The sequence below is a fragment of the Streptomyces poriticola genome, assembly GCF_036689765.1.
Classification (GTDB): domain Bacteria; phylum Actinomycetota; class Actinomycetes; order Streptomycetales; family Streptomycetaceae; genus Streptomyces; species Streptomyces poriticola.
Map to the genome: position 1 here is coordinate 128,423 of NZ_JBAGKH010000008.1, position 23,195 is coordinate 151,617.

Sequence of the window (23,195 nt, forward strand, 5' to 3'; positions counted from 1 at the left end):
TCACCCCCAGCGGTACGGGCAGAGTAGCTCCGCCGCGCACCCGCCGGAAGCATCAGGTGGCGTTCTGTGACAGTCGGTCACTCCGTGTCATAGATCCAGACGGTAACAGTGCCCCTCCCGCCCGGCCGCCGGCGTTACGAACACCTCCGCGAGCCGCATGCCCAGCCGCTGCGTCACGGCGATGGACCGGGTGTTGCGGGCGTCGACCATCGCCACCACGCCCGGCACCCCGGCCGCCCGCACCCGCTCCAGGGTCTGCCGGGCCGCCGCAGTGACGTACCCCTTGCCCCAGTGGTCCCGCCCGAGCCGCCAGCCGATCTCGATCTCGCCGGCGGGGCCCCAGTCCGCGGGCCAGGGCTGGGCGCCGGTGAACCCGATGACCTCCCCGGCCTCGTCGAGCACCGACCACAGGCAGAACCCGCGCTCGGCGTCGTGCCGCCGCTGGCGGGCGGTGAGCTCCTCGTACACCGACAGCTCCGCCGGTTGTCCGCCGTGGAACTCCATGACATCGGGGTGGGCGAAGACCCGGTGCCAGGCGAGGGCGTCCTCGTCGGTGGGAACGCGCAACCGTACAGCGGGCAGAGCTCGGTTCACGGGGCAGCCCTTCAGCCGGGAGATCAGTGACGCTGCATAGACTGCCCATGTCCGGTGCCGGTCGGCACGCAGATTCTGAACCCGGGGGAGATCCCGCCGTGACCGAGTCCCTCTCCGACAACACCGCAGACGTGATCGTCGTGGGCGCGGGGCCAGCCGGCTCCACGACCGCGTACCACCTGGCCCGGGCCGGACTCGATGTCCTTCTGCTGGAGAAGACCGCCTTCCCGCGCGAGAAGGTCTGCGGTGACGGCCTCACACCGCGCGCCGTGAAGCAGCTGGTGGCGATGGGCCTCGACATCTCCGAGGAGGCCGGCTGGCTGCGCAACAAGGGCCTGCGCATCATCGGCGGCGGCGTCCGCCTCCAGCTGGACTGGCCCGACCTCGCCTCCTTCCCCGACTACGGACTCGTCCGCAAGCGCGACGACTTCGACGAGCAGCTCGCCCGGCAGGCCCAGAAGGCCGGCGCCAGGCTCTACGAGCGCTGCAACGTCGGCGCCCCGGTGGTCGACGACCGCACCGGCCGCATCACCGGCGTACGGGCGAAGATGGGCGAGGACAAACGCGAGGTCTCCTTCCATGCGCCGCTGGTCGTCGCCGCCGACGGCAACTCCACACGGCTCTCCCTGGCGATGGGCCTGCACCGCCGCGAGGACCGCCCGATGGGCGTCGCCGTCCGCACGTACTTCACCAGCCCCCGCCACGAGGACGACTACCTGGAGTCCTGGCTGGAGCTGTGGGACCGCCGCGGCCCGCAGGACCGCCTGCTGCCCGGCTACGGCTGGATCTTCGGCATGGGCGACGGGACGAGCAACGTCGGCCTCGGTGTCCTCAACACCTCCGACTCCTTCAAGGAACTCGACTGGCGCGAGGTCCTCAAGGCCTGGTGCGCCTCCATGCCCGAGGACTGGGGCTACACACCCGACAACATGACGGGCCCGATCCGCGGCGCCGCGCTGCCCATGGCCTTCAACCGCCAGCCCCACTACACCCGCGGCCTGCTGCTCGTCGGCGACGCGGGCGGGCTGGTCAACCCCTTCAACGGCGAGGGCATCGCCTACGCCATGGAATCCGGGCAGATCGCCGCCGACGTCGTCGTCCAGGCCCATGCGCGGTCGACCCCGGCCCAGCGCGAGACCGCCCTGCAGCGCTACCCGCGCGTCCTGAAGGACACCTACGGCGGCTACTACACGCTCGGCCGTGCCTTCGTGAAGCTCATCGGCAACCCCAAGGTCATGCAGATCGCGGCCCAGCGGGGGCTCACCCACCCGATGCTGATGAAGTTCACCCTCAAGATGCTCGCCAACCTCACCGACCCGACGGGCGGCGACGCGATGGACCGCATCATCAACGGCCTGAGCCGCGTGGCCCCGAAGGCGTGAGTCGCGGACGAACCGGGACGACAGCAAACGGAGTGAGGCGGACGGAGTGAAGTGGACGTAGTTGAGCGGACGGAGTGAAGTGGACGGAGTGAAGTGGACGGGGTGAAAGTGGACGGGGCGGCAGCGAACAGGGCGAAAGCAGGCGAGACCGAGCGAGTGTGAGCGAAAGGGCCGCAGCCACACGAGTGGCTGCGGCCCTTCCTGCGTTCTCTGGTGCGCTCCTAGAGCACGCGCACCGCACCGCTCGGCGGGTCGTAGGAGAGCGACTTCTGCACCACGCCGGTGGACGGGTTCTGGGCGCCGACGAACTGGCCGTTCCCGACGTACACGGCGACGTGGTACGCGCTGCCCGCGCCGCCCCAGTACAGGATGTCGCCCGGCTGGAGGTTGCTCAGCGAGACCTGGGTGCCGGCGGTGGACTGGGACTGGGAGACGCGCGGCAGGTCGATGCCGGCCTGCTTGAAGGCGGCCTGCACCAGGCCTGAGCAGTCCCAGGAGTTGGGGCCGGTGCTGCCCAGGACGTAGGCGTCGCCGACCTGCGCCTGCACGAACGCGACGACCGCGGCGGCCGAGCCGGTCGCCGTGGAGGTGCTCGTGCTCGCGGACGAGGACGACCCCGTGGAGCCGGAGTCCGTCGAGGCGCTGAGGGTGGCCCGCTCGCTGCTGCGCGAGGCGCGCTCGGCGGCGGCCTGGCGGGCAGCCTCCTCCGCGGCCTTCTTCCGGGCCTCCTCGGCCTTCTTCTTGGCTTCCTCGGCCTTCTTCTTGGCTTCCTTCAGGTCCGCCTTGGCTTCTTCGGCGGCCTTCGCGGCGGCCGCGTCGCGCTCGGCCCGCAGCTCGTAGTTCGCAGCCGCCTGCTCCGTGACCTCCGCGGACTGGGCGACCTGGGCGGCCAGGTCACCCGTCAGGGTGGGCAGTTCCAGGGTCTGCGTGACCGGCTCGGCGGCGTTCGCCGACCCGGAGGCCCCGGCGACGGCCAGGGTGCTGAGGACGCCACCGGCAACTCCGGCCCGCATTGCGATCTTGGACGCGCTGCGGCGGGGCTTCCGGTGGCTGCGTATGTGAGCGGTGTGGGACATGGAAACAACCGGTATCAGGAGCTCCTCCATACCTTCAAGAAACGTGTGCTGCGCCACAGTTGTTCAACCGGCCCCGTGAATCCCGGGCGTGTCGCCCTTTATTGACGCCGTAACGGACATTGCGGGCGTCCGTGATACGCCTGTGATCACGGGCTTTGATCGTTACGCCCGAATTGCTCCTCGCCTACCACCGGTTGAGGTGATTGGCCAAGCCCGGTTCTCACGCGCCTCTCATGAATGTGGCGGAGGTCACGGAACGGTTACCGGGGTGGCCGCGTCTCGCGCGAACCGGTGCGGCCGGATCCGCTCGTGAATGCATGCACGCGTCCACATCGCGTCCCGCGCCTCCCTCTGATGTGTGAACGCGTGCCTCTATCAGGAGGGTGTGTCCGGCACCAATTTGCATGCAAGGGAAGTCTCTTGATATGGAGACGCACCCTCTGGCCAGCGGAGACGAGCGAGAATGTCACCTCTGGTGACCAGTCGGGCGCTTCCTGTACGAAGATCATCGCTGGTATGACTTCATGATCCTTCGTCAGGTGGTGGAGATCACAAAGCTTGTGCAATACCCCGTGTCGCAGATCACAGAGCGGCGGGCATAAGATGCGAGGCAGTTGGGCTTGTGACCTGCTTCACATGTTCGCGATCTTCGTCGCAGGGCGGACGGGGCTCGTGGGGGTGTCGGGGCGGCTGTGAGTCCAGTGCAACCGCCAGCAGTCAGTGCCGACTGAGAGGAGCGAGGAGCGGTGAACGCGTATGCGCCCATCCTCGTACTGGGAGCCCTCGGGGCAGGCTTTGCGATCTTCTCCGTGGTCATGGCCACGCTGATCGGTCCGAAGCGGTACAACCGGGCCAAGCTCGAGGCCTACGAGTGCGGTATCGAGCCGACCCCCACGCCGGCCGGCGGCGGGCGCTTCCCCATCAAGTACTACCTGACGGCGATGCTCTTCATCGTCTTCGACATCGAGATCGTCTTCCTCTACCCCTGGGCCGTCACCTTCGACGCCCTGGGGATTTTCGGGCTCGTGGAGATGCTGCTCTTCGTGCTCACCGTCTTCGTCGCGTACGCGTACGTATGGCGGCGCGGCGGCCTGGAATGGGACTGAGGGGCCTTAAGTCATGGGACTCGAAGAAAAGCTGCCGAGCGGATTCCTGCTGACCACCGTCGAGCAGGCCGTGGGCTGGGCGCGCAAGTCGTCGGTCTTCCCGGCCACCTTCGGCCTGGCCTGCTGTGCCATCGAGATGATGACCACCGGCGCCGGCCGCTACGACCTGGCGCGCTTCGGCATGGAGGTCTTCCGCGGCTCACCGCGCCAGGCGGACCTCATGATCGTCGCCGGCCGGGTCAGCCAGAAGATGGCGCCGGTGCTGCGGCAGGTCTACGACCAGATGCCGAACCCCAAGTGGGTGATCTCCATGGGGGTGTGCGCCTCCTCGGGCGGCATGTTCAACAACTACGCGATCGTCCAGGGTGTCGACCACATCGTCCCGGTCGACATCTATCTGCCCGGCTGTCCGCCACGGCCGGAGATGCTGCTGGACGCGATCATCAAGCTCCACCACAAGATCCAGAACTCCAAGCTCGGCGTGAACGCCGAGGAAGCGGCCCGCGAGGCGGAGGAGGCGGCGCTCAAGGCCCTGCCCACCATCGAGATGAAGGGGCTGCTGCGATGAGCGACGCGAACGGCAAGGCGAACGGCCAGGCCAACGGCAACGGCAACGGCGTCGCGAACGGCGCCGGTGGGCCCAACCCGGGCGACGGCTCCAACGGGGTCAACCCCGAGAAGGACCTCTCCGCCGAGAACCTCCCGGGCCAGCGCGGCCAGGGCGGCGAGGAGATCCGCGTCCAGCGCGGCATGTTCGGCGCCACCAACGGCGGCGACACCTCCGGCTACGGCGGTCTGGTCCGCTCGGTCCGACTCCCGGGGCCGGCGAACAGGCCGTACGGCGGCTGGTTCGACGAGGTCGCCGACGAGCTGGAGGGCGCGCTGGAGGAACAGGGTCTGCTGCCCGACAACGTGATCGAGAAGACGGTCGTCGACCGCGACGAGCTGACCTTCCACATCGAACGCGAGCACCTGGTCCGCGTCGCCCGCACGCTGCGCGACGACCCGGCCCTGCGCTTCGAGCTGTGCACCGGGGTCAGCGGCGTCCACTACCCGGGCGACAAAGGCCGCGAGCTGCACGCCGTCTACCACCTGCGCTCGATCACCCACAACCGGCTGATCCGCCTGGAGGTCAGCGCTCCCGACGCCGACCCGCACATCCCGTCACTGGTCTCGGTCTATCCGACCAACGACTGGCACGAGCGCGAGACGTACGACTTCTTCGGCATCGTCTTCGACGGTCACCCGGCCCTGACGCGGATCATGATGCCGGACGACTGGCAGGGCTTTCCGCAGCGCAAGGACTACCCCCTCGGCGGCATCCCCGTCGAGTACAAGGGCGCCCAGATCCCGGCTCCGGACCAGCGGAGGTCGTACTCATGAGCACTTCGCACGCCTCCCCTCGGGAAACCACCGAGGGCACCGTGTACACGGTCACCGGTGGCGACTGGGACGAGGTCGTCCAGTCCGCGGCCCGTGTCGACGACGAGCGCATCGTCGTCAACATGGGTCCGCAGCACCCGTCCACACACGGTGTGCTCCGCCTGATCCTGGAGATCGAGGGCGAGACGGTCACCGAGGCCCGCTGCGGCATCGGCTACCTGCACACCGGTATCGAGAAGAACCTCGAGTACCGCACGTGGACCCAGGGCACCACGTTCGTGACGCGCATGGACTACCTGACGTCGTTCTTCAACGAGACGGCGTACTGCCTCGCGGTCGAACGGCTCCTCGGCCTCGAGGACCAGATCCCGGACAGGGCCACGATCGTCCGGGTGCTCCTGATGGAGCTGAACCGGCTGTCGTCGCACCTGGTGTGCATCGCCACCGGAGGCATGGAGCTCGGTGCCACCACGATCATGATCTACGGCTTCCGTGACCGTGAACTGATCCTCGACATCTACGAGCTGATCACCGGCCTGCGGATGAACCACGCCTATATCCGCCCCGGCGGCCTCGCACAGGATCTGCCCCCGGGCTCGGTGGACCACATCCGCGCGTTCGTGAAGCAGATGAAGAAGAACCTCCCGGAGTACGACAAGCTCGCCACCGGGAACCCGATCTTCAAGGGCCGCATGCAGGACATCGGCTATCTGGACCTGGCCGGCTGCATGGCACTCGGCGCCACCGGCCCGATCCTGCGCTCCACCGGCCTGCCCCACGACCTGCGCAAGGCCCGGCCGTACTGCGGCTACGAGACGTACGACTTCGACATCCCGACCACCGACACCTGCGACTCCTACGGCCGCTTCCTGATCCGCCTGGAGGAGATGCGCCAGTCGCTCAGGATCGTCGAGCAGTGCCTTGACCGGCTGGAGCCCGGCCCGGTCATGGTCGACGACAAGAAGATCGCCTGGCCCGCCCAGCTCGCCCTGGGACCGGACGGGCTCGGCAACTCCCTCGACCACATCAAGAAGATCATGGGTACCTCCATGGAGGCCCTGATCCACCACTTCAAGCTGGTCACCGAGGGCTTCCGCGTCCCACCGGGACAGGCGTACGCGGCGGTCGAGTCGCCCAAGGGCGAGCTCGGGGTGCACGCGGTCTCCGACGGCGGCACCCGCCCCTACCGGGTCCACTTCCGCGACCCGTCCTTCACCAACCTGCAGGCGATGGCGGCGATGTGCGAGGGCGGCCAGGTCGCCGACGTCATCGTCGCCGTCGCGTCCATCGACCCCGTGATGGGAGGCGTCGACCGGTGACCACCAGTTCCTCCGAGCACGGTGTCAGCCTGGGCATGCCCGAGCTGCCCGCGCCCGACTACCCGGACGACGTCCGAGCGCGCCTGGAGACCGACGCGCGCGAGATCGCCGCCCGCTACCCGGACTCCCGGTCCGCCCTGCTGCCGCTGCTGCACCTCGTGCAGTCGGAGGAGGGCCATGTCACGCGCACCGGGATGCGGTTCTGCGCGGACGTGCTCGGCCTGACCACGGCCGAGGTCACCGCGGTCGCCACCTTCTACACCATGTACCGGCGCAGGCCCTCCGGTGACTACCAGGTCGGGGTCTGCACCAACACCCTGTGCGCGGTCATGGGCGGCGACGCCATCTTCGAAGAGCTTCAGGAGCACCTGGGCGTCGGCAACGGCGAGACCACCGACGACGGCAAGGTCACCCTGGAGCACATCGAGTGCAACGCGGCCTGCGACTACGCCCCGGTCGTCATGGTCAACTGGGAGTTCTTCGACAACCAGACCCCGGACAGCGCCCGGCGCCTGGTCGACGACCTCCGCGAGGGCCGGCCCGTCACGCCCACGCGCGGTGCGCGCCTGTGCACGTTCAAGGAGACCGCCCGGATCCTGGCGGGCTTCCCCGACGAGCGTGAGGGCGCCCTCGAGGCCGGGGGAAGCGCGGGACCCGCCTCCCTGGTCGGCCTGAAGCTGGCGAAGGGCGAGACGGCCGCCGCGCGCGTGGTACACCCGCGGGACGGCGGGCCGCACGCGGCCCCGCCCGACGGGGCCGTGCACGACCCGTCGCCGACGGAGCACCTCAGCTCGCACGACGCGCCGCAGGAGACATCGGCCTCCGACCCGGCGCATCCCGCCGGGCCTACCGCCGAGGAGGGGGAGTGATGACCTTGGCAGCTGAGATCAAGGACACCAGCCCGGAGAAGCTGCTCGCACCCGTGCTGTCGGCCTTCTGGGACGAGGACAGGTCCTGGACGCTGGACGTCTACCGGAGGCACGAGGGGTACGAGGGGCTTCGCAAGGCGCTGGCCATGTCGCCGGACGACCTGATCGCGTACGTCAAGGACTCAGGTCTGCGCGGACGCGGCGGCGCGGGATTCCCCACGGGGATGAAGTGGCAGTTCATTCCCCAGGGGGACGGCAAGCCTCACTATCTAGTTGTCAACGCCGACGAATCGGAGCCGGGCACCTGCAAGGACATCCCGCTCCTCTTCGCGAACCCGCATAGCCTCATCGAGGGCATGGTGATCGCGTGCTATGCCATCAGGTCGTCTCATGCCTTCATCTATCTGCGTGGTGAAGTCGTCCCTGTGCTGCGGCGGCTGCACTCGGCCGTCGCCGAGGCCTATGCGGCAGGCCTGCTCGGCAAGAACATCCTCGGCAGCGGACTCGACCTCGACATCACCGTGCACGCGGGCGCCGGCGCGTACATCTGCGGTGAGGAGACCGCACTGCTCGACTCGCTCGAAGGCCGCCGCGGCCAACCGCGGCTCCGTCCCCCCTTTCCTGCTGTCGAGGGCCTCTATGCGTGCCCGACTGTTGTGAACAACGTCGAGTCGATCGCGTCGGTTCCCGCGATCCTGAACAAAGGCAAGGAATGGTTCAGGTCGATGGGCAGCGAGAAGTCCCCGGGCTTCACGCTCTACTCGCTCAGCGGCCATGTCGCCGGACCCGGTCAGTACGAGGCGCCGCTCGGCATCACACTGCGCCAGCTCCTCGACATGAGCGGGGGCATGCGCCCCGGCCACCGGCTGAAGTTCTGGACACCGGGCGGCTCCTCCACACCGATGTTCACCGACGAGCACCTCGACGTCCCTCTTGACTACGAAGGAGTGGGCGCGGCGGGGTCCATGCTCGGCACCAAGGCCCTGCAGTGCTTCGACGAGACGACCTGCGTCGTACGCGCCGTCACCCGCTGGACCGAGTTCTACGCACACGAGTCCTGCGGCAAGTGCACGCCCTGCCGGGAAGGGACGTACTGGCTCGTGCAGTTGTTGCGAGACATCGAGGCCGGCAAGGGCTCCATGGAGGACCTCGACAAGCTGAACGACATCGCCGACAACATCAACGGCAAGTCGTTCTGCGCCCTCGGCGACGGCGCCGCCTCGCCGATCTTCTCCTCGCTCGCCTACTTCCGCGAGGAGTACGAGCAGCACATCACGGGCCGCGGCTGCCCCTTCGACCCGGCCAAGTCGACGGCCTGGGCCGACCGCACGGAGGTGAACGCATGACCGTGACCACCAACGCCCCCTCAGGCGGGGGGGAGACGGCGGTCCCGCCGGAGGACCTGGTGACGCTGACCATCGACGGCGTCGAACTCAGCGTGCCCAAGGGCACCCTGGTCATCCGCGCCGCCGAACGGCTCGGCATCGAGATCCCCCGGTTCTGCGACCACCCCCTCCTCGACCCGGCAGGCGCCTGCCGCCAGTGCATCGTCGAGGTCGAGGGCCAGCGCAAGCCCATGGCGTCCTGCACCATCACCTGCACCGACGGGATGGTGGTGAAGACCCAGCTCACCTCGCCGGTCGCGGAGAAGGCCCAGAAGGGGGTGATGGAGCTGCTGCTCATCAACCACCCGCTGGACTGCCCGGTCTGCGACAAGGGCGGCGAGTGCCCGCTGCAGAACCAGGCGATGTCGCACGGCCACGCCGAATCCCGGTTCGAGGGCAAGAAGCGCACCTTCGAGAAACCGGTGCCGATCTCCACCCAGGTACTGCTGGACCGCGAGCGGTGCGTGCTGTGCGCCCGCTGCACCCGCTTCTCCAACCAGGTCGCCGGCGACCCGATGATCGAACTGCTGGAACGGGGCGCGCTCCAGCAGGTCGGCACCGGCGAGGGCGACCCCTTCGAGTCCTACTTCTCCGGCAACACCATCCAGATCTGCCCGGTCGGCGCGCTCACCTCGGCGGCGTACCGGTTCCGCTCCCGCCCCTTCGACCTGGTGTCCTCCCCGAGCGTGTGCGAGCACTGCTCGGGCGGCTGCGCCACCCGCACCGACCACCGGCGCGGCAAGGTCATGCGGCGCCTCGCCGCCGACGACCCCGAGGTCAACGAGGAGTGGATCTGCGACAAGGGACGCTTCGCGTTCCGCTACGCGCAGCAGCGGGACCGGCTGCAGACACCCCTGGTGCGCAGCCCGGAGGGCGAGCTGGAGCCGGCGTCCTGGCCGGAGGCCCTGCAGATCGCCGCGCAAGGGCTGCTGGCATCGCGGGGCCGCACCGGTGTCCTGGCGGGGGGCCGGCTCACCGTCGAGGACGCCTACGCGTACAGCAAGTTCGCGCGCGTGGCGCTCGACACCAACGACATCGACTTCCGCGCGCGCGTACACAGTGGCGAGGAGGCCGACTTCCTGGCCGCCCGGATCGCCGGCCGCGGCCGTGACCTCGACGGTACGGGCGTCACGTACACCGCCCTGGAGAAGGCGCCCGCGGTGCTGCTGGTCGGGTTCGAGGCCGAGGAGGAGGCGCCCGGCGTCTTCCTGCGGCTGCGCAAGGCCTGGCGCAAGCACGGCCAGCGGGTGTTCTCCCTGGCCACGCATGCCACGCGCGGTCTGCAGAAGGCCGGCGGCACACTGCTGCCGGCGGCTCCCGGTACCGAGACCGAGTGGCTGGACGCGCTCGCGGGCGGCGTCGGCCTGGAGGAGCCGGGCACCCGGGCCGCCGAGGGGCTGCGCACGGAGGGGGCCGTGATCGTCGTGGGCGAGCGGCTCGCGGCGGTCGCCGGTGGCCTCACCGCCGCGGTACGGACCGCGTCCGCGACCGGCGCCCGGCTGGTGTGGATCCCGCGCCGGGCCGGGGAGCGCGGCGCGGTCGAGGCGGGCGCGCTGCCGTCGCTGCTGCCGGGCGGGCGTCCGGCGACCGACCCGCGCGCGCGGGAGGAGGTCGCCGCCGTCTGGGGCGTCGCCGACCTTCCGCACCGCTACGGCCGGGACACCGGGCAGATCGTCGAGGCCGCCGCGAGCGGCGAGCTGCAGGCACTGCTCGTGGCGGGCGTGGAGGTCGCCGACCTGCCGGACCCCGCACGCGCGCGTGCGGCACTCGACGAGGTCGGTTTCGTGGTGTCGCTGGAGCTGCGGCCCAGCGAGGTCACCGAGCGCGCCGATGTGGTGCTGCCGGTGGCGGCGGTCGCCGAGAAGGCCGGCACCTTCCTCAACTGGGAGGGGCGGGTCCGGTTCTTCGAGGCCGCGCTCAAGCCCGATCAGATGACGCGCCGTCTCGCCCCCGCCGACGCGCGCGTGCTGCAGATGCTGGCCGATGCCATGGACGTCCACCTGGGGCTGCCGGACCTGCGAACGCTGCGGGCGGAGATCGACCGGCTCGGCGCCTGGGACGGGCCGACGGCCACCGAGCCGATCGAGACCGCCGGTGCGCTGCCGCGGCCCGCCGCCGGAGAGGCCGTGCTCGCCGGACACCGGCTCCTGCTCGACCAGGGCGTCCTCCAGCAGGGCGACGAGGCCCTGGCCGGCACCCGGCACGCGGCACACGCGCGCGTGTCGGCCGCGACGGCCGCCGAGGCAGGCGTCGACGACGGTGACGTGCTGGCGGTCACCGGCCCGGGCGGCACCGTCGAACTGCCGTTGAAGGTCACCTCCATGCCGGACCGGGTGGTCTGGCTGCCGCTGAACTCCACCGGCGCCGGAGTTGCCGCCGACGCCGGGGCACAGCCCGGCTCCCTCGTCCGTATCGGCCCGGCGACGCCCGTCGGCGAGGCCCCGAAGGAGGTGGAGGCATGAGCCCGTACCTCGCTGCCGGGGACCTCTCGGTCCTCGCCGCCGAAGACCTGTCGCTGTTCGGCCGTGACCCGTGGTGGCTGGTCGTCATCAAGGCGGTGTTCTGCTTCGCCTTCCTGATGGTGACCGTCCTGGTCTCCATCGTCATGGAGCGCAAGGTCGTCGCCTGGATGCAGCGGCGCATCGGCCCCAACCGGCACGGGCCCTGGGGCATGCTCCAGTCGCTCGCCGACGGCATGAAGCTGATGCTCAAGGAGGACGTGGTCGTCAAGCGCGCGGACAAGGTGGTGTACGTCCTCGCGCCGATCGTCGCGGCCATCCCGGCCTTCATGGCGGTCGCGGTGATCCCCTTCGGCCCGGCCGGCAACGAGATCTCGATCTTCGGCCAGCGCACCACGATGCAGCTCACCGACCTGCCGATCGCGGTGCTGTACCTCCTCGCCGTCGCCTCGGTCGGCATCTACGGCCTGGTACTGGCGGGCTGGAGCTCCGGATCGACCTACCCGCTGCTCGGCGGACTGCGGGCGTGCGCCCAGATGATCTCCTACGAGATCGCGATGGGCGCCGCGTTCGCCTCCGTCTTCCTGTACTCCGGGTCGATGTCGACATCGACGATCGTGGACCAGCAGGCGGACCGCTGGTACCTGGTCCTGCTGCCGGTCTCCTTCGTCCTCTACATCGTGACGATGGTCGGCGAGACCAACCGCGCCCCCCTCGACATGCCCGAGTCCGAGGGCGACCTGGTGGGTGGCTTCAACACCGAGTACTCGTCGATCAAGTTCGCGATGTTCATGCTCGCCGAGTACGTGAACATGGTGACGGTCTCGATGATCGCCGTGACCCTCTTCCTCGGCGGCTGGCGGGCCCCATGGCCGATCAGCACCTTCTGGGAGGGCGCGAACCACGGCTGGTGGCCGATGCTCTGGTTCGTCGTCAAGGTCCAGCTGCTGCTGTTCATGTTCGTCTGGCTGCGCGGCACCCTCCCGCGGGTCCGCTACGACCAGCTGATGAAACTCGGCTGGAAGGTCCTCATCCCGGTCTCCCTGGCCTGGCTGATGATGGTCGCCACCGTGCGGGCCCTGCGCAACGAGGGGTACGGATTCGCGGACATCGCCCTCTACGTCGCCGGTGCGGTGCTCGTCCTGCTGCTGCTGTCCTTCGTCGTCGACATGTACCGCGAGCGGGCGAAGCAGGCGGTGCGGCCCGTCGAGGAGCCCCCCGCGTTCGACCCGATGGCCGGGGGATTCCCCGTACCGCCGCTGCCGGGACAGGAGTCACCGCCGGTGCCGCGCCGCCGTCCCCGCCGGGAGCGGGAGCTGATTGTCAGTGGCGGGCCCGATACTCACAGTGATGGACCGCTGGGCGGATCTACGGAGGGAAAGGAGGCGTCCGATGGCTGAGGAGCCCAAGGAGGCCGGGCAGTCGAAGCCCGGCTTCCAGAACCCGGTGGCCGGCTTCGGCGTGACCTTCAAGGCCATGTTCAGGAAGCGGCTCACCGAGCAGTACCCGGAGCAGCAGAAGACCACCGCTCCGCGCTTCCACGGACGGCACCAGCTCAACCGCCATCCCGACGGCCTGGAGAAGTGCGTCGGCTGCGAGCTGTGCGCCTGGGCCTGTCCCGCCGACGCCATCTACGTGGAGGGCGCGGACAACACCGAGGAGGAGCGCTACTCCCCGGGTGAGCGGTACGGGCGGGTCTACCAGATCAACTACGCCCGCTGCATCCTGTGCGGCCTGTGCATCGAGGCGTGCCCCACGCGCGCACTGACGATGACCAACGAGTTCGAGCTGGCCGACTCCACCCGCGCCGATCTCATCTACACCAAGGAGCAGTTGCTCGCCGGGCTGGACGAGGGCATGGTCGACACGCCCCACGCCATCTATCCGGGGACGGACGAGCAGGACTACTACCGCGGCCTGGTGACGGAGGCCGCGCCCGGCACCGAGCAGCAGGTGGCCCATTCCGAGGGCGAGGTGGTCCAGGAGGCCGCCTCGACGTTCGGCGAGGAGGAACCGGCGTCCGAGAAGGTGATCCGCCGATGACCGAGCAGCTCGCCGCCTACTCCACGTCCACCGGAGAGGCCGTCCAGTTCTGGATCCTCGGCACGGTCGCCGTGATCGGGGCGCTGTGCACCGTCTTCATGAAGAGAGCGGTGCACAGCGCGCTCTGCCTCGCCGGGACCATGATCGTCCTGGCGGTGTTCTATCTGGCCAACGGCGCCTACTTCCTCGGCGTCGTGCAGATCGTCGTCTACACCGGCGCGATCATGATGCTGTTCCTCTTCGTGGTGATGCTCGTCGGCGTCACCGCGGCGGACTCCCTGAAGGAGACGATCAAGGGCCAGCGCTGGCTGGCCCTGCTGTGCGGGCTAGGCTTCGGCCTCCTGCTGGTCGGCGGGATCGGCAACGCCTCGCTGTCGGAGTTCAGCGGTATCGGCCAGGCGAACGCGGGCGGCAATGTGGAGGGCCTCGCGGCCCTCATCTTCACCAAGTACGTCTTCGCCTTCGAGGTCACCGGCGCACTGCTCATCACCGCCGCCGTCGGCGCGATGGTGCTCACCCACCGTGAGCGTACCGAGCGGGCCAGGACCCAGCGCGAGCTGGCCGAGCAGCGCGTCCGCGAGGGCAAGCACGTGCCGCCGCTCCCGGCGCCCGGTGTGTACGCCCGGCACAACGCCGTGGACATCGCCGGTCTGCTGCCCGACGGCACGCCGTCCGATCTCACCGTCAGCAAGACGCTGCGCGAGCGCGGCCAGATCCGTGATGTGTCGCGGGAGGCGCTCAACGACCTGCGGGCGCTTGAGCAGCGCGCGGAGGAGCGCCTGGAGCGCAAGGCGGTCGATCCGGCCGGCTTCAAGCGGGCCGAGGAGGCGTCGAAGTGAACCCCGTCAACTATCTCTACCTCGCGGCCCTGTTGTTCACGATCGGCGCCACGGGTGTGTTGATCCGGCGCAACGCGATCGTGGTGTTCATGTGCGTCGAGCTGATGCTCAATGCCTGCAACCTCGCGTTCGTCGCGTTCTCCCGGATGCACGGCAATCTCGACGGCCAGGTCATCGCGTTCTTCACGATGGTCGTCGCCGCTGCGGAGGTCGTGGTCGGGCTCGCGATCATCGTGTCCCTGTTCCGTTCCCGCCACTCGGCCTCGGTCGACGACGCCAGCCTGATGAAGCTGTAAAGGGGTCGCTGAACCGTGACTAACGCAGAGAACCTGATTGCGCTGCTGGTGGCGGCGCCCTTGCTCGGAGCGGTGGTCCTGCTCTGCGGCGGACGCCGACTGGACGCCGTCGGCCACTGGGTCGGCACACTGCTGGCGACCCTGTCCTTCGTGCTCGGCGCCGTCCTCTTCACGGACATGCTGGGCAGGGGTGCCGAGGACCGCACCCTGACCCAGCACCTGTTCACCTGGATCCCGGTCGAGGGCTTCCAGGCGGACGTCGCCTTCCGGCTGGACCAGCTGTCGATGACGTTCGTGCTGCTGATCACCGGCGTCGGCTCGCTCATCCACCTGTACTCCGTCGGGTACATGGAGCACGACGAGCGCCGCCGCCGCTTCTTCGGCTATCTGAACCTGTTCCTCGCGGCGATGCTGATCCTCGTCCTCGCCGACAACTACCTGCTGCTGTACGTCGGCTGGGAAGGCGTCGGTCTCGCCTCCTACCTGCTGATCGGCTTCTGGCAGCACAAGCCCAGCGCCGCCACGGCGGCGAAGAAGGCCTTCCTGGTCAACCGGGTCGGCGACATGGGCCTGTCCATCGCGATCATGCTGATGTTCCTGTGGTTCGGCACCTTCGCCTTCGGGCCGTTGCTCGGCGGCCAGGGGGAGGCAGGTCTCGCGGGCGAGGCCGGCGAGGGCAGGCTCACGGCCCTGGCCCTGATGCTGCTGCTCGCCGCCTGCGGCAAGTCCGCCCAGGTGCCGCTGCAGTCCTGGCTCGGGGACGCCATGGAGGGCCCGACCCCGGTGTCCGCCCTGATCCACGCCGCCACCATGGTGACGGCGGGCGTGTACCTGATCGTCCGGTCGGCTGCGATCTTCAACGGCGCTCCGGACGCACAGCTGGTGGTCGCCGTCGTCGGCGCGGTCACACTGATCTTCGGTGCGATCGTCGGTTGCGCCAAGGACGACATCAAGAAGGCACTGGCCGGCTCGACCATGTCGCAGATCGGCTACATGGTGCTGGCCGCGGGCCTCGGCCCGATCGGCTACGTCTTCGCGATCATGCACCTGGTGACGCACGGCTTCTTCAAGGCCGGGCTGTTCCTCGGCGCCGGTTCGGTCATGCACGGTATGAACGACGAGGTCGACATGCGCCGCTACGGCGGACTGCGCAAGTACATGCCGATCACCTTCGTCACCTTCGGCCTCGGCTATCTCGCCATCATCGGCTTCCCGGGGCTGTCCGGCTTCTTCTCCAAGGACAAGATCATCGAGGCGGCGTTCGCCAAGGGGGGCACGGAGGGCTGGATCCTCGGTGGCGTGGCCCTGTTGGGGGCGGCGATCACGGCTTACTACATGACGCGCGTGATGCTGATGACGTTCTTCGGCGAGGAGCGCTGGCGCAACGCCCCGGCGCCGGCCCCGGCCGAGCCGGGTGTGGCGCCCGCCGGCGGGAGCGCCCGCGACGAGTACACCCCGCCGCACCCGCACGAGTCACCGAAGGTGATGACGATCCCGATGATCCTGCTCGCCGTCGGATCGGTGGCGGGAGGTGCGTTCTTCAGTATCGGCGACCGGTTCGTGCACTGGCTGGAGCCGATCACCGCCTATGAGCACGGCCACCCGCCGATCAGCGCCCTCACTGTGACGGTGTCCACGGTCGCCGTGATGGTCGTCGGTGTCGCCGTCGCCTGGGCACAGTACGGCCGCCGCCCGGTCCCGGCCGTCGCGCCGCGCGGGTCACTGCTCACCCGGGCCGCCCGGCGCGACCTGCTCCAGGACGACTTCAACCACGTGGTCCTGGTCCGCGGCGGCGAGCACCTCACACGCTCTCTGGTGTATGTCGACCACACCCTGGTCGACGGCGTGGTCAACGGCACGGCGGCCTCGGTCGGCGGCCTGTCCGGGCGGATGCGCAGGCTGCAGAACGGCTTCGCGCGCTCGTATGCGGTCTCGATGTTCGGCGGTGCGGCGGTCCTGGTCGCCGCGACCCTGCTGATGAGGGCGGTCTGATACCGATGTCCTTTCCCCTGCTGACAGCGACGGCGGCGCTCCCGGCCGTCGGGGCGATCGCCACGGCCGCCGTGCCGGCCGCGCGGCGCACCGTGGCCAAGTGGATGGCGCTGCTCTTCTCGCTGGCCACGCTCGCGCTGGCGATCGCGGTCCTGGTCCGCTTCGACCCTGACGGCGACCGCTACCAGCTCACCGAGTCGCACGCCTGGATCGCGGACTTCGGAGTGCGCTACGAACTGGGCGTGGACGGCATCGCGGTGGCGCTGATCGCGCTGACCGCCGTACTGATCCCGTTCATCGTCCTCGCGGGCTGGCACGACGCCGACCCGCTGGAGACCGGCAGCAGCCGCTGGCGGCCGACCCAGGGCTTCTTCGCCCTGATCCTGCTCGTCGAGGCGATGGTGATCCTCTCCTTCGAGGCCACCGACGTCTTCCTCTTCTACATCTTCTTCGAAGCCATGCTGATCCCGATGTACTTCCTCATCGGCGGCTTCGGGGACCGGGCGCACGAGCACGGTGAGAAGGCGGCGGCCACGCAGCGGTCGTACGCGGCGGTGAAGTTCCTGCTGTACAACCTGGCCGGCGGACTGATCATGCTGGCCGCGGTGATCGGCCTGTACGTGGTCGCCGGGAACTTCTCGCTCACCGAGATCGCCGAGGCCCGCGCGAGCGGTGAGCTGACCATGGCGACCAGCACCGAGCGCTGGCTGTTCCTCGGCTTCTTCCTCGCGTTCGCGGTGAAGGCACCGCTGTGGCCGCTGCACACGTGGCTGCCCAACGCCATGCAGGAGTCCACCGCCCCGGTCGCGGTGCTGATCACGGCGGTCGTCGACAAGGTGGGCACCTTCGCGATGCTCCGCTTCTGCCTCCAGCTGTTCCCGGAGGCCAGCAAGTGGGCGACTCCCGTCGTCCTGGTGCTCGCCCTGATCAGCATCATCTACGGCGCGCTGCTCGCGGTCGGCCAGCGGGACATCAAGCGGCTGGTGGCCTACGCGTCGATCTCGCACTTCGGCTTCATCATCATGGGCATCTTCGCGATGACCAGCCAGGGCCAGTCCGGTGCGACGCTCTACATGGTCAACCACGGCATCTCGACCGCGGCGCTGATGCTGGTGGCCGGGTTCCTGATCTCGCGGCGCGGGTCGCGGCTCATCGCCGACTACGGCGGGGTGCAGAAGGTCGCCCCGGTGCTCGCCGGCACCTTCCTGATCGGCGGCCTGGCCACGCTGTCGCTGCCGGGACTCGCCCCCTTCGTCAGCGAGTTCCTGGTCCTGGTCGGCACGTTCACGCGCTATCCGGTGATCGGGATCATCGCGACCTTCGGCATCGTGCTCGCCGCGCTCTACACCCTCGTCCTCTACCAGCGGACCATGACCGGTCCGGTGAAGCCCGAGATCGCCAAGATGCCGGATCTCCGGCTGCGTGAACTGGTGGTGGTGGCGCCGCTGGTCGCCTTGCTGATCGGCCTCGGTGTCTATCCGAAACCCCTCACGGACGTGGTCAACCCGGCGGTCGAGCAGACCATGTCGGATGTACAGAAAACGGATCCCCAGCCCGAGGTGGAGGCGGCCAAGTGAGCGCAACAGCCGTCCACAGCCTGTGGACAACCGCGGGCACCGCGGCCCAGCCGATCTCGCAGATCGACGCTCCGAAGATCGAGTACGGGCAGCTCGCTCCCATTCTGATCGTCGTGGGCGCGGCGGTCGTCGGCGTGCTCGTCGAGGCGGTCCTGCCGCGCAGGTCCCGCTATCACGTGCAGATGTTCCTCTCCGCCGTCGCGCTCACCGCCGCCTTCGCCGCGGTCGTCGCGCTCGCGGCGAACGGGTACGGCACCACCCGGGCGGGCATCACCGCGATGGGCGCCCTGGCGGTCGACGGACCGGCCCTCTTCCTGCAGGGCACCGTCCTGCTGGTCGGACTGGTGGGCCTGTTCACCTTCGCCGAACGCCGGCTCGACCCGGCGGCGCACGGCAACCGCGTGGACTCCTTCGCCGCGCAGGCGGCGGCGGTGCCGGGCAGCGAGAGCGAGAAGAACGCGGTCAAGGCGGGCTTCACCACCACCGAGGTGTTCCCGCTCCTGCTCTTCGCGATCGCCGGCATGCTGGTCTTCCCGGCGGCCAACGACCTGCTGACGCTGTTCGTCGCCCTGGAGGTGTTCTCGCTCCCGCTCTACCTGCTGTGCGCCCTGGCCCGCCGCAAGCGGTTGATGTCGCAGGAGGCCGCGGTCAAGTACTTCCTGCTCGGCGCTTTCGCCTCCGCGTTCATGCTGTTCGGCATCGCCCTGCTCTACGGCTACGCGGGCTCGATGTCGTACGGGACGATCGCGCGGGTCGTCGACGGCACCGTCCAGGAGGTCACCCCGGCGCTCGCCGAGACGATGGGCAACGACGCGCTGCTCCTCGTCGGCTCCGCTCTGGTGGTGATGGGCCTGCTCTTCAAGGTGGGCGCCGTGCCGTTCCACATGTGGACGCCGGACGTGTACCAGGGTGCGCCGACACCGGTGACGGGCTTCATGGCGGCGGCCACCAAGGTGGCGGCCTTCGGTGCGCTGCTGCGGATCCTGTACGTCGTCCTGCCCGGCCTGCGCTGGGACTGGCGGCCGGTGATGTGGGCGGTGGCGATCGTCACCATGCTCGGCGGTGCGATCGTGGCGATCACTCAGACCGACATCAAGCGGCTGCTGGCGTACTCGTCGATCGCCCACGGCGGTTTCATCCTGGCCGGTGTCATCGCCGCCACCCCGGAGGGTGTGTCGTCCGTCCTGTTCTACCTGGCGGCGTACTCGTTCGTGACGGTCGGTGCCTTCGCGGTGGTGACGCTGGTCAGGGACGCCGGCGGCGAGGCGACGCACCTGTCCAAATGGGCGGGGCTCGGCCGCCGGTCCCCGCTGGTGGCGGCCGTGTTCGCGGTGTTCCTGCTGGCCTTCGCCGGCATCCCGCTGACCTCCGGCTTCGCGGGCAAGTTCGCCGTGTTCAAGGCGGCGGCGGAGGGAGGTGCCGTTCCGCTGGTGGTGATCGGCGTGCTCTCGTCGGCGGTCGCGGCGTTCTTCTACATCAGGGTGATCGTGCTGATGTTCTTCAGCGAGCCGCGGCCCGAGGGCCCGACCGTCGCCGTTCCGTCGCCGCTGACGATGACGGCGATCGGGGTCGGCGTCGCGGTCACGGTGGTCCTCGGGGTGGCGCCGCAGTACTTCCTGGACCTGGCGGGTCAGGCGGGGGTGTTCGTCCGCTGACACGGCACCCGCGGAGGCAGGGCGGCCCGGCGCACCTTGGGGGGTGCCGGGCCGCTCGTTCGTCTCCTGGCCGGACGGCCTGTGGATAACTCCGGGACTGTCGGCGCGAGCCCCTATCGTTGAGGCAGTGGTCGAGGCAGGACGGACCGGATGGGACCGAGGGGCCGAGAGTCTGGCCGGGAGCAGCAGGCCGGCCCACAGCGGCCGGGAGCAGAAGACCCGGGCAGAAGGCCGGGACCGGAGGCCGGGACAGCCGGGCAGGGCAGGACAATCGGGGGAATGGACTATGGGCGGGACGGGCGTGATCGGCGAGATGGCGGAGACGGGGTCGGACAGCGAGACGCTGGCCGCGCTACGGCGGGTCTTCGGGTACGAGGGCTTCCGCGGCGAGCAGGAAGCGGTCGTCGATCATGTGGTGGCCGGCGGCGACGCCGTCGTGCTCATGCCGACCGGCGGCGGCAAGTCGCTGTGCTACCAGATCCCGTCCCTGGTCCGGCCCGGCACGGGCATCGTGGTCTCCCCGCTGATCGCGCTGATGCAGGACCAGGTGGACGCGCTGCGGGCGCTGGGCGTGCGCGCCGGGTTCATGAACTCGACGCAGGACTTCGACGAGCGCCGCATGGTGGAGGCGGAGTTCCTCGCGGGCGAGCTGGACCTGCTCTACCTGGCCCCCGAGCGGCTGCGTCTGGACAGCACCCTGGACCTGCTCTCCCGTGGCAAGATCGCACTCTTCGCGATCGACGAGGCCCACTGCGTGTCGCAGTGGGGCCACGACTTCCGGCCCGACTACCTGACCCTCTCCGTGCTCGGCGAGCGCTGGCCGGACGTCCCGCGGATCGCGCTCACGGCGACGGCCACGCATGCGACCCATCAGGAGATCACCGAGCGGCTGCACATGCCGGCCGCCCGGCACTTCGTGGCGAGCTTCGACCGGCCCAACATCCAGTACCGCATCGTGCCCAAGACGGACCCCAAGAAGCAGCTGCTGAGTTTTCTGCGCGAGGAGCACGCCGGGGATGCGGGCATCGTGTACTGCCTCTCGCGCAACTCCGTCGAGAAGACGGCCGAGTTCCTCACCCGCAGCGGCATCGACGCGGTTCCCTACCACGCGGGCCTGGACGCGGGCACCCGCGCGGCGCACCAGTCGCGGTTCCTGCGGGAGGAGGGCCTGGTGGTCGTCGCGACCATCGCGTTCGGCATGGGCATCGACAAGCCGGACGTGCGCTTCGTCGCTCACCTCGACCTGCCCAAGTCGGTCGAGGGGTACTACCAGGAGACCGGCCGTGCAGGGCGCGACGGACTGCCGTCCACCGCGTGGATGGCCTACGGCCTCAATGACGTCATCCAGCAGCGCAAGCTGATCCAGTCCGGCGAGGGCGACGAGGCCTTCCGGCGCCGGGCCCAGGCTCACCTGGACGCGATGCTGGCGCTGTGCGAGACCGCCCGGTGCCGCCGCGGTCAGCTGCTGGCGTACTTCGGGCAGGAGCCGGGCACGGCGGGCTGCGGCAACTGCGACACCTGCCTCACCCCGCCCGAGACCTGGGACGGCACGATCGCGGCGCAGAAGGTGCTGTCCACGGTGGTGCGGCTGAAGCGGGAGCGGGGGCAGAAGTTCGGCACCGGGCAGATCATCGACATCCTGCTGGGCAAGCGCTCCGCCAAGGTGATCCAGTTCGACCACGACCAGCTCTCCGTGTTCGGTATCGGCGAGGACCTCACCGAGGGCGAATGGCGGGGTGTGGTCCGGCAGTTGCTGGCCCAGGGGCTGCTCGCCGTAGAGGGTGAGTACGGCACGCTGGTGCTGACCGACGCCAGTACCACCGTGCTGCGTCAGGAGCGGGAGGTGCCGCTGCGCAAGGAGCCGAAGAGACCGGCGGCGACGCGGACGGCCGGCGGAGCACGCGGGGGCAAGCCCAGAGCCGCGGCCGCGGAGCTCCCCGAGGAGCTGCTGCCCGCCTTCGAGGCACTGCGGGCCTGGCGCGCGGAGCAGGCCCGGGATCAGGGCGTTCCGGCGTACGTCATCTTCCATGACGCCACCCTCCGGGAGATCGCCACGGCGTGGCCCACCTCGATCGCGCAGCTCGGCGGTGTCAGCGGGGTGGGCGAGAAGAAGCTGGTGACGTACGGCGAGGGTGTGCTGGAGGTGCTGGCGGGGCTGAGCGGACCGCGCGGTGGCTCCGGTGACCTGCCCGACGAGGACCCGGCCCTGGAGCCCGAGCCGGAGCCCGACGACTGGGCGTAGGTCCCGCTGCCGGGGCGGCGCGGCTATGACAGGGCCGTCAGACCCGGCGCAAAGGTGATCAGCAGCGGGAGCAGCGGCACGAGTGCCGCCATGGTCGTGGCCAACGCCCGATGGCGGCGGCTCGGGCGGGGCTGTGGCTCCAGGAGGCGGTCGACGCGCTCTCCGAGCAGGCGGTGGCTGGAGGCGCAGGACAGGACGCCCCGGTGCTGGTTCAGCTCGATCAGTGCCAGCGCCGTGGTCAGGTGACCGCAGCGGCGCGAGGCGGTGTCGTCGGCGGCGAGCTCGACCAGCCGGTGGGTCTGGTCGCAGAAGTGGGTGAACAGCGGGATACGGGGGAATCCGGTGGCCAGTGCGGTGGACAGGTGCAGCAGCCAGTCGTGGCGGGCGCGGGCGTGGCCGCGCTCATGGGTGAGGACGGCGTCGAGCTGGTGGTCGGTGAGGCGGTGCAGGGCCCCGGTGGTGACGATCAGCTGGGGCGGGCTGCCCGGCATCCACCAGGCATCCGGATACGCGTCCTCGAGGACCAGGAGCGGGCCCCGCTCGGCGGCCAGGCCGGCCGGCAGGTCGGGGGCGCGTTCGCGCAGTCGGGCGCGGGATCGGGCGTGGCGCCGGCGGGCCTCGGCGAGTTGGCGGGCGAGCATGGCGGTCGTCCAGGCGGCGCCGCAGGCCAGCAGCAGGGTGAGGGCGGCGGCCCAGGCCGGGCCGGCGGAAAGGTTGTACGCCTCGGTCACCTCGGGCGGCGCCGGGGCGAAGAGCTGGGCTCGGACGGTGCCGAAGACGGCGGCGGCGCCCAGGGCCAGGGCGGTCAGGCAGGACAGCAGCACGGTGGCGACCAGACACTGCCACACCCACAGGGCGACCACCGGATCCCGCTCCGGCCAGGCGGCCCGGGTCAGCGCGCGCGGTGCCGGTACGGCGGCGATCAGGGCGACCATGCTGAGCAGGAGCAGGCAGACAGTCATGCCACGGGCTCCGGAT

General features: G+C 69.8%; 19 protein-coding genes. 16 read left to right on the plus strand and 3 right to left on the minus strand.

Annotated elements, in window-relative coordinates; all coding sequences use genetic code 11:
* Positions 1-87: 87 nt before the first annotated feature.
* Positions 88-594 carry a GNAT family N-acetyltransferase gene (locus V5O46_RS15060; RefSeq protein WP_332885095.1) on the minus strand — a complete coding sequence of 169 codons (507 nt, stop codon included), beginning with the start codon at positions 592-594 and terminating at the stop codon, positions 88-90.
* Positions 595-641: 47 nt separating this feature from the next.
* On the opposite strand from V5O46_RS15060, the gene V5O46_RS15065 reads away from it, so the two are divergent.
* The gene (locus V5O46_RS15065) at positions 642-1,976 is read left to right on the plus strand and encodes a geranylgeranyl reductase family protein (protein ID WP_332885096.1); all 1,335 of its coding nucleotides are present in this window, start codon (positions 642-644) and stop codon (positions 1,974-1,976) included.
* A gap of 221 nt (positions 1,977-2,197) precedes the next feature.
* Here the strand turns inward: V5O46_RS15065 and V5O46_RS15070 are convergent, their stop codons facing one another.
* Entirely contained in the window at positions 2,198-3,052 is an 855-nt protein-coding gene (locus V5O46_RS15070) for a C40 family peptidase (RefSeq protein WP_332885097.1), read from the minus strand.
* A gap of 746 nt (positions 3,053-3,798) precedes the next feature.
* Here V5O46_RS15070 and V5O46_RS15075 point away from each other — a divergent pair.
* The 15 genes from V5O46_RS15075 (at position 3,799) to recQ (ending at position 22,217) form a co-directional block, all read left to right on the plus strand.
* A complete protein-coding gene (locus V5O46_RS15075; protein WP_003992243.1) occupies positions 3,799-4,158 on the plus strand; it encodes an NADH-quinone oxidoreductase subunit A in 360 nt (119 codons plus the stop codon).
* A 13-nt stretch (positions 4,159-4,171) separates the two neighbouring features.
* Entirely contained in the window at positions 4,172-4,726 is a 555-nt protein-coding gene (locus tag V5O46_RS15080) for a NuoB/complex I 20 kDa subunit family protein (RefSeq protein WP_332885098.1), read from the plus strand.
* On the plus strand, positions 4,723-5,541 hold the full coding sequence (locus V5O46_RS15085) for an NADH-quinone oxidoreductase subunit C (protein WP_332885099.1): 819 nt from the start codon (positions 4,723-4,725) through the stop codon (positions 5,539-5,541). The genes V5O46_RS15080 and V5O46_RS15085 overlap by 4 nt, the downstream gene beginning before the upstream one ends.
* Positions 5,538-6,860 (plus strand): NADH-quinone oxidoreductase subunit D, encoded by a 1,323-nt coding sequence (locus V5O46_RS15090; protein WP_332885100.1) that lies wholly within the window; start codon positions 5,538-5,540, stop codon positions 6,858-6,860. Before V5O46_RS15085 ends, V5O46_RS15090 begins: the two co-directional genes overlap by 4 nt.
* A complete protein-coding gene (nuoE, locus tag V5O46_RS15095) occupies positions 6,857-7,729 on the plus strand; it encodes an NADH-quinone oxidoreductase subunit NuoE (RefSeq protein WP_332885101.1) in 873 nt (290 codons plus the stop codon). Before V5O46_RS15090 ends, nuoE begins: the two co-directional genes overlap by 4 nt.
* On the plus strand, positions 7,726-9,075 hold the full coding sequence (gene nuoF / locus V5O46_RS15100; protein WP_332885102.1) for an NADH-quinone oxidoreductase subunit NuoF: 1,350 nt from the start codon (positions 7,726-7,728) through the stop codon (positions 9,073-9,075). The genes nuoE and nuoF overlap by 4 nt, the downstream gene beginning before the upstream one ends.
* Positions 9,072-11,576 carry an NADH-quinone oxidoreductase subunit G gene (locus tag V5O46_RS15105; RefSeq protein WP_332885103.1) on the plus strand — a complete coding sequence of 835 codons (2,505 nt, stop codon included), beginning with the start codon at positions 9,072-9,074 and terminating at the stop codon, positions 11,574-11,576. Before nuoF ends, V5O46_RS15105 begins: the two co-directional genes overlap by 4 nt.
* Entirely contained in the window at positions 11,573-12,973 is a 1,401-nt protein-coding gene (gene nuoH, locus V5O46_RS15110; protein WP_332885104.1) for an NADH-quinone oxidoreductase subunit NuoH, read from the plus strand. The genes V5O46_RS15105 and nuoH overlap by 4 nt, the downstream gene beginning before the upstream one ends.
* Positions 12,966-13,616, plus strand: a complete 651-nt coding sequence (gene nuoI / locus V5O46_RS15115; RefSeq protein ID WP_332885105.1) for an NADH-quinone oxidoreductase subunit NuoI — start codon at positions 12,966-12,968, stop codon at positions 13,614-13,616. The genes nuoH and nuoI overlap by 8 nt, the downstream gene beginning before the upstream one ends.
* Entirely contained in the window at positions 13,613-14,455 is an 843-nt protein-coding gene (locus tag V5O46_RS15120; protein WP_332885106.1) for an NADH-quinone oxidoreductase subunit J, read from the plus strand. Before nuoI ends, V5O46_RS15120 begins: the two co-directional genes overlap by 4 nt.
* Complete coding sequence (nuoK, locus tag V5O46_RS15125; RefSeq protein ID WP_037929353.1) at positions 14,452-14,751, plus strand: NADH-quinone oxidoreductase subunit NuoK; 300 nt, start codon at positions 14,452-14,454, stop codon at positions 14,749-14,751. The genes V5O46_RS15120 and nuoK overlap by 4 nt, the downstream gene beginning before the upstream one ends.
* A gap of 15 nt (positions 14,752-14,766) precedes the next feature.
* Entirely contained in the window at positions 14,767-16,743 is a 1,977-nt protein-coding gene (nuoL, locus tag V5O46_RS15130; RefSeq protein ID WP_332885107.1) for an NADH-quinone oxidoreductase subunit L, read from the plus strand.
* Positions 16,744-16,748: 5 nt separating this feature from the next.
* Positions 16,749-18,320 carry an NADH-quinone oxidoreductase subunit M gene (locus V5O46_RS15135; RefSeq protein ID WP_332885108.1) on the plus strand — a complete coding sequence of 524 codons (1,572 nt, stop codon included), beginning with the start codon at positions 16,749-16,751 and terminating at the stop codon, positions 18,318-18,320.
* Positions 18,317-19,975 carry an NADH-quinone oxidoreductase subunit NuoN gene (gene nuoN / locus V5O46_RS15140; protein ID WP_332885109.1) on the plus strand — a complete coding sequence of 553 codons (1,659 nt, stop codon included), beginning with the start codon at positions 18,317-18,319 and terminating at the stop codon, positions 19,973-19,975. The genes V5O46_RS15135 and nuoN overlap by 4 nt, the downstream gene beginning before the upstream one ends.
* A 286-nt stretch (positions 19,976-20,261) precedes the next feature.
* Positions 20,262-22,217, plus strand: coding sequence for a DNA helicase RecQ (gene recQ / locus V5O46_RS15145; protein WP_332885110.1), 1,956 nt, complete (start codon positions 20,262-20,264; stop codon positions 22,215-22,217).
* 23 nt (positions 22,218-22,240) lie between these two features.
* Here recQ and V5O46_RS15150 read toward each other — a convergent pair whose 3' ends face one another.
* A complete protein-coding gene (locus V5O46_RS15150) occupies positions 22,241-23,179 on the minus strand; it encodes a M56 family metallopeptidase (protein ID WP_332885111.1) in 939 nt (312 codons plus the stop codon).
* Positions 23,180-23,195: the final 16 nt, after the last annotated feature.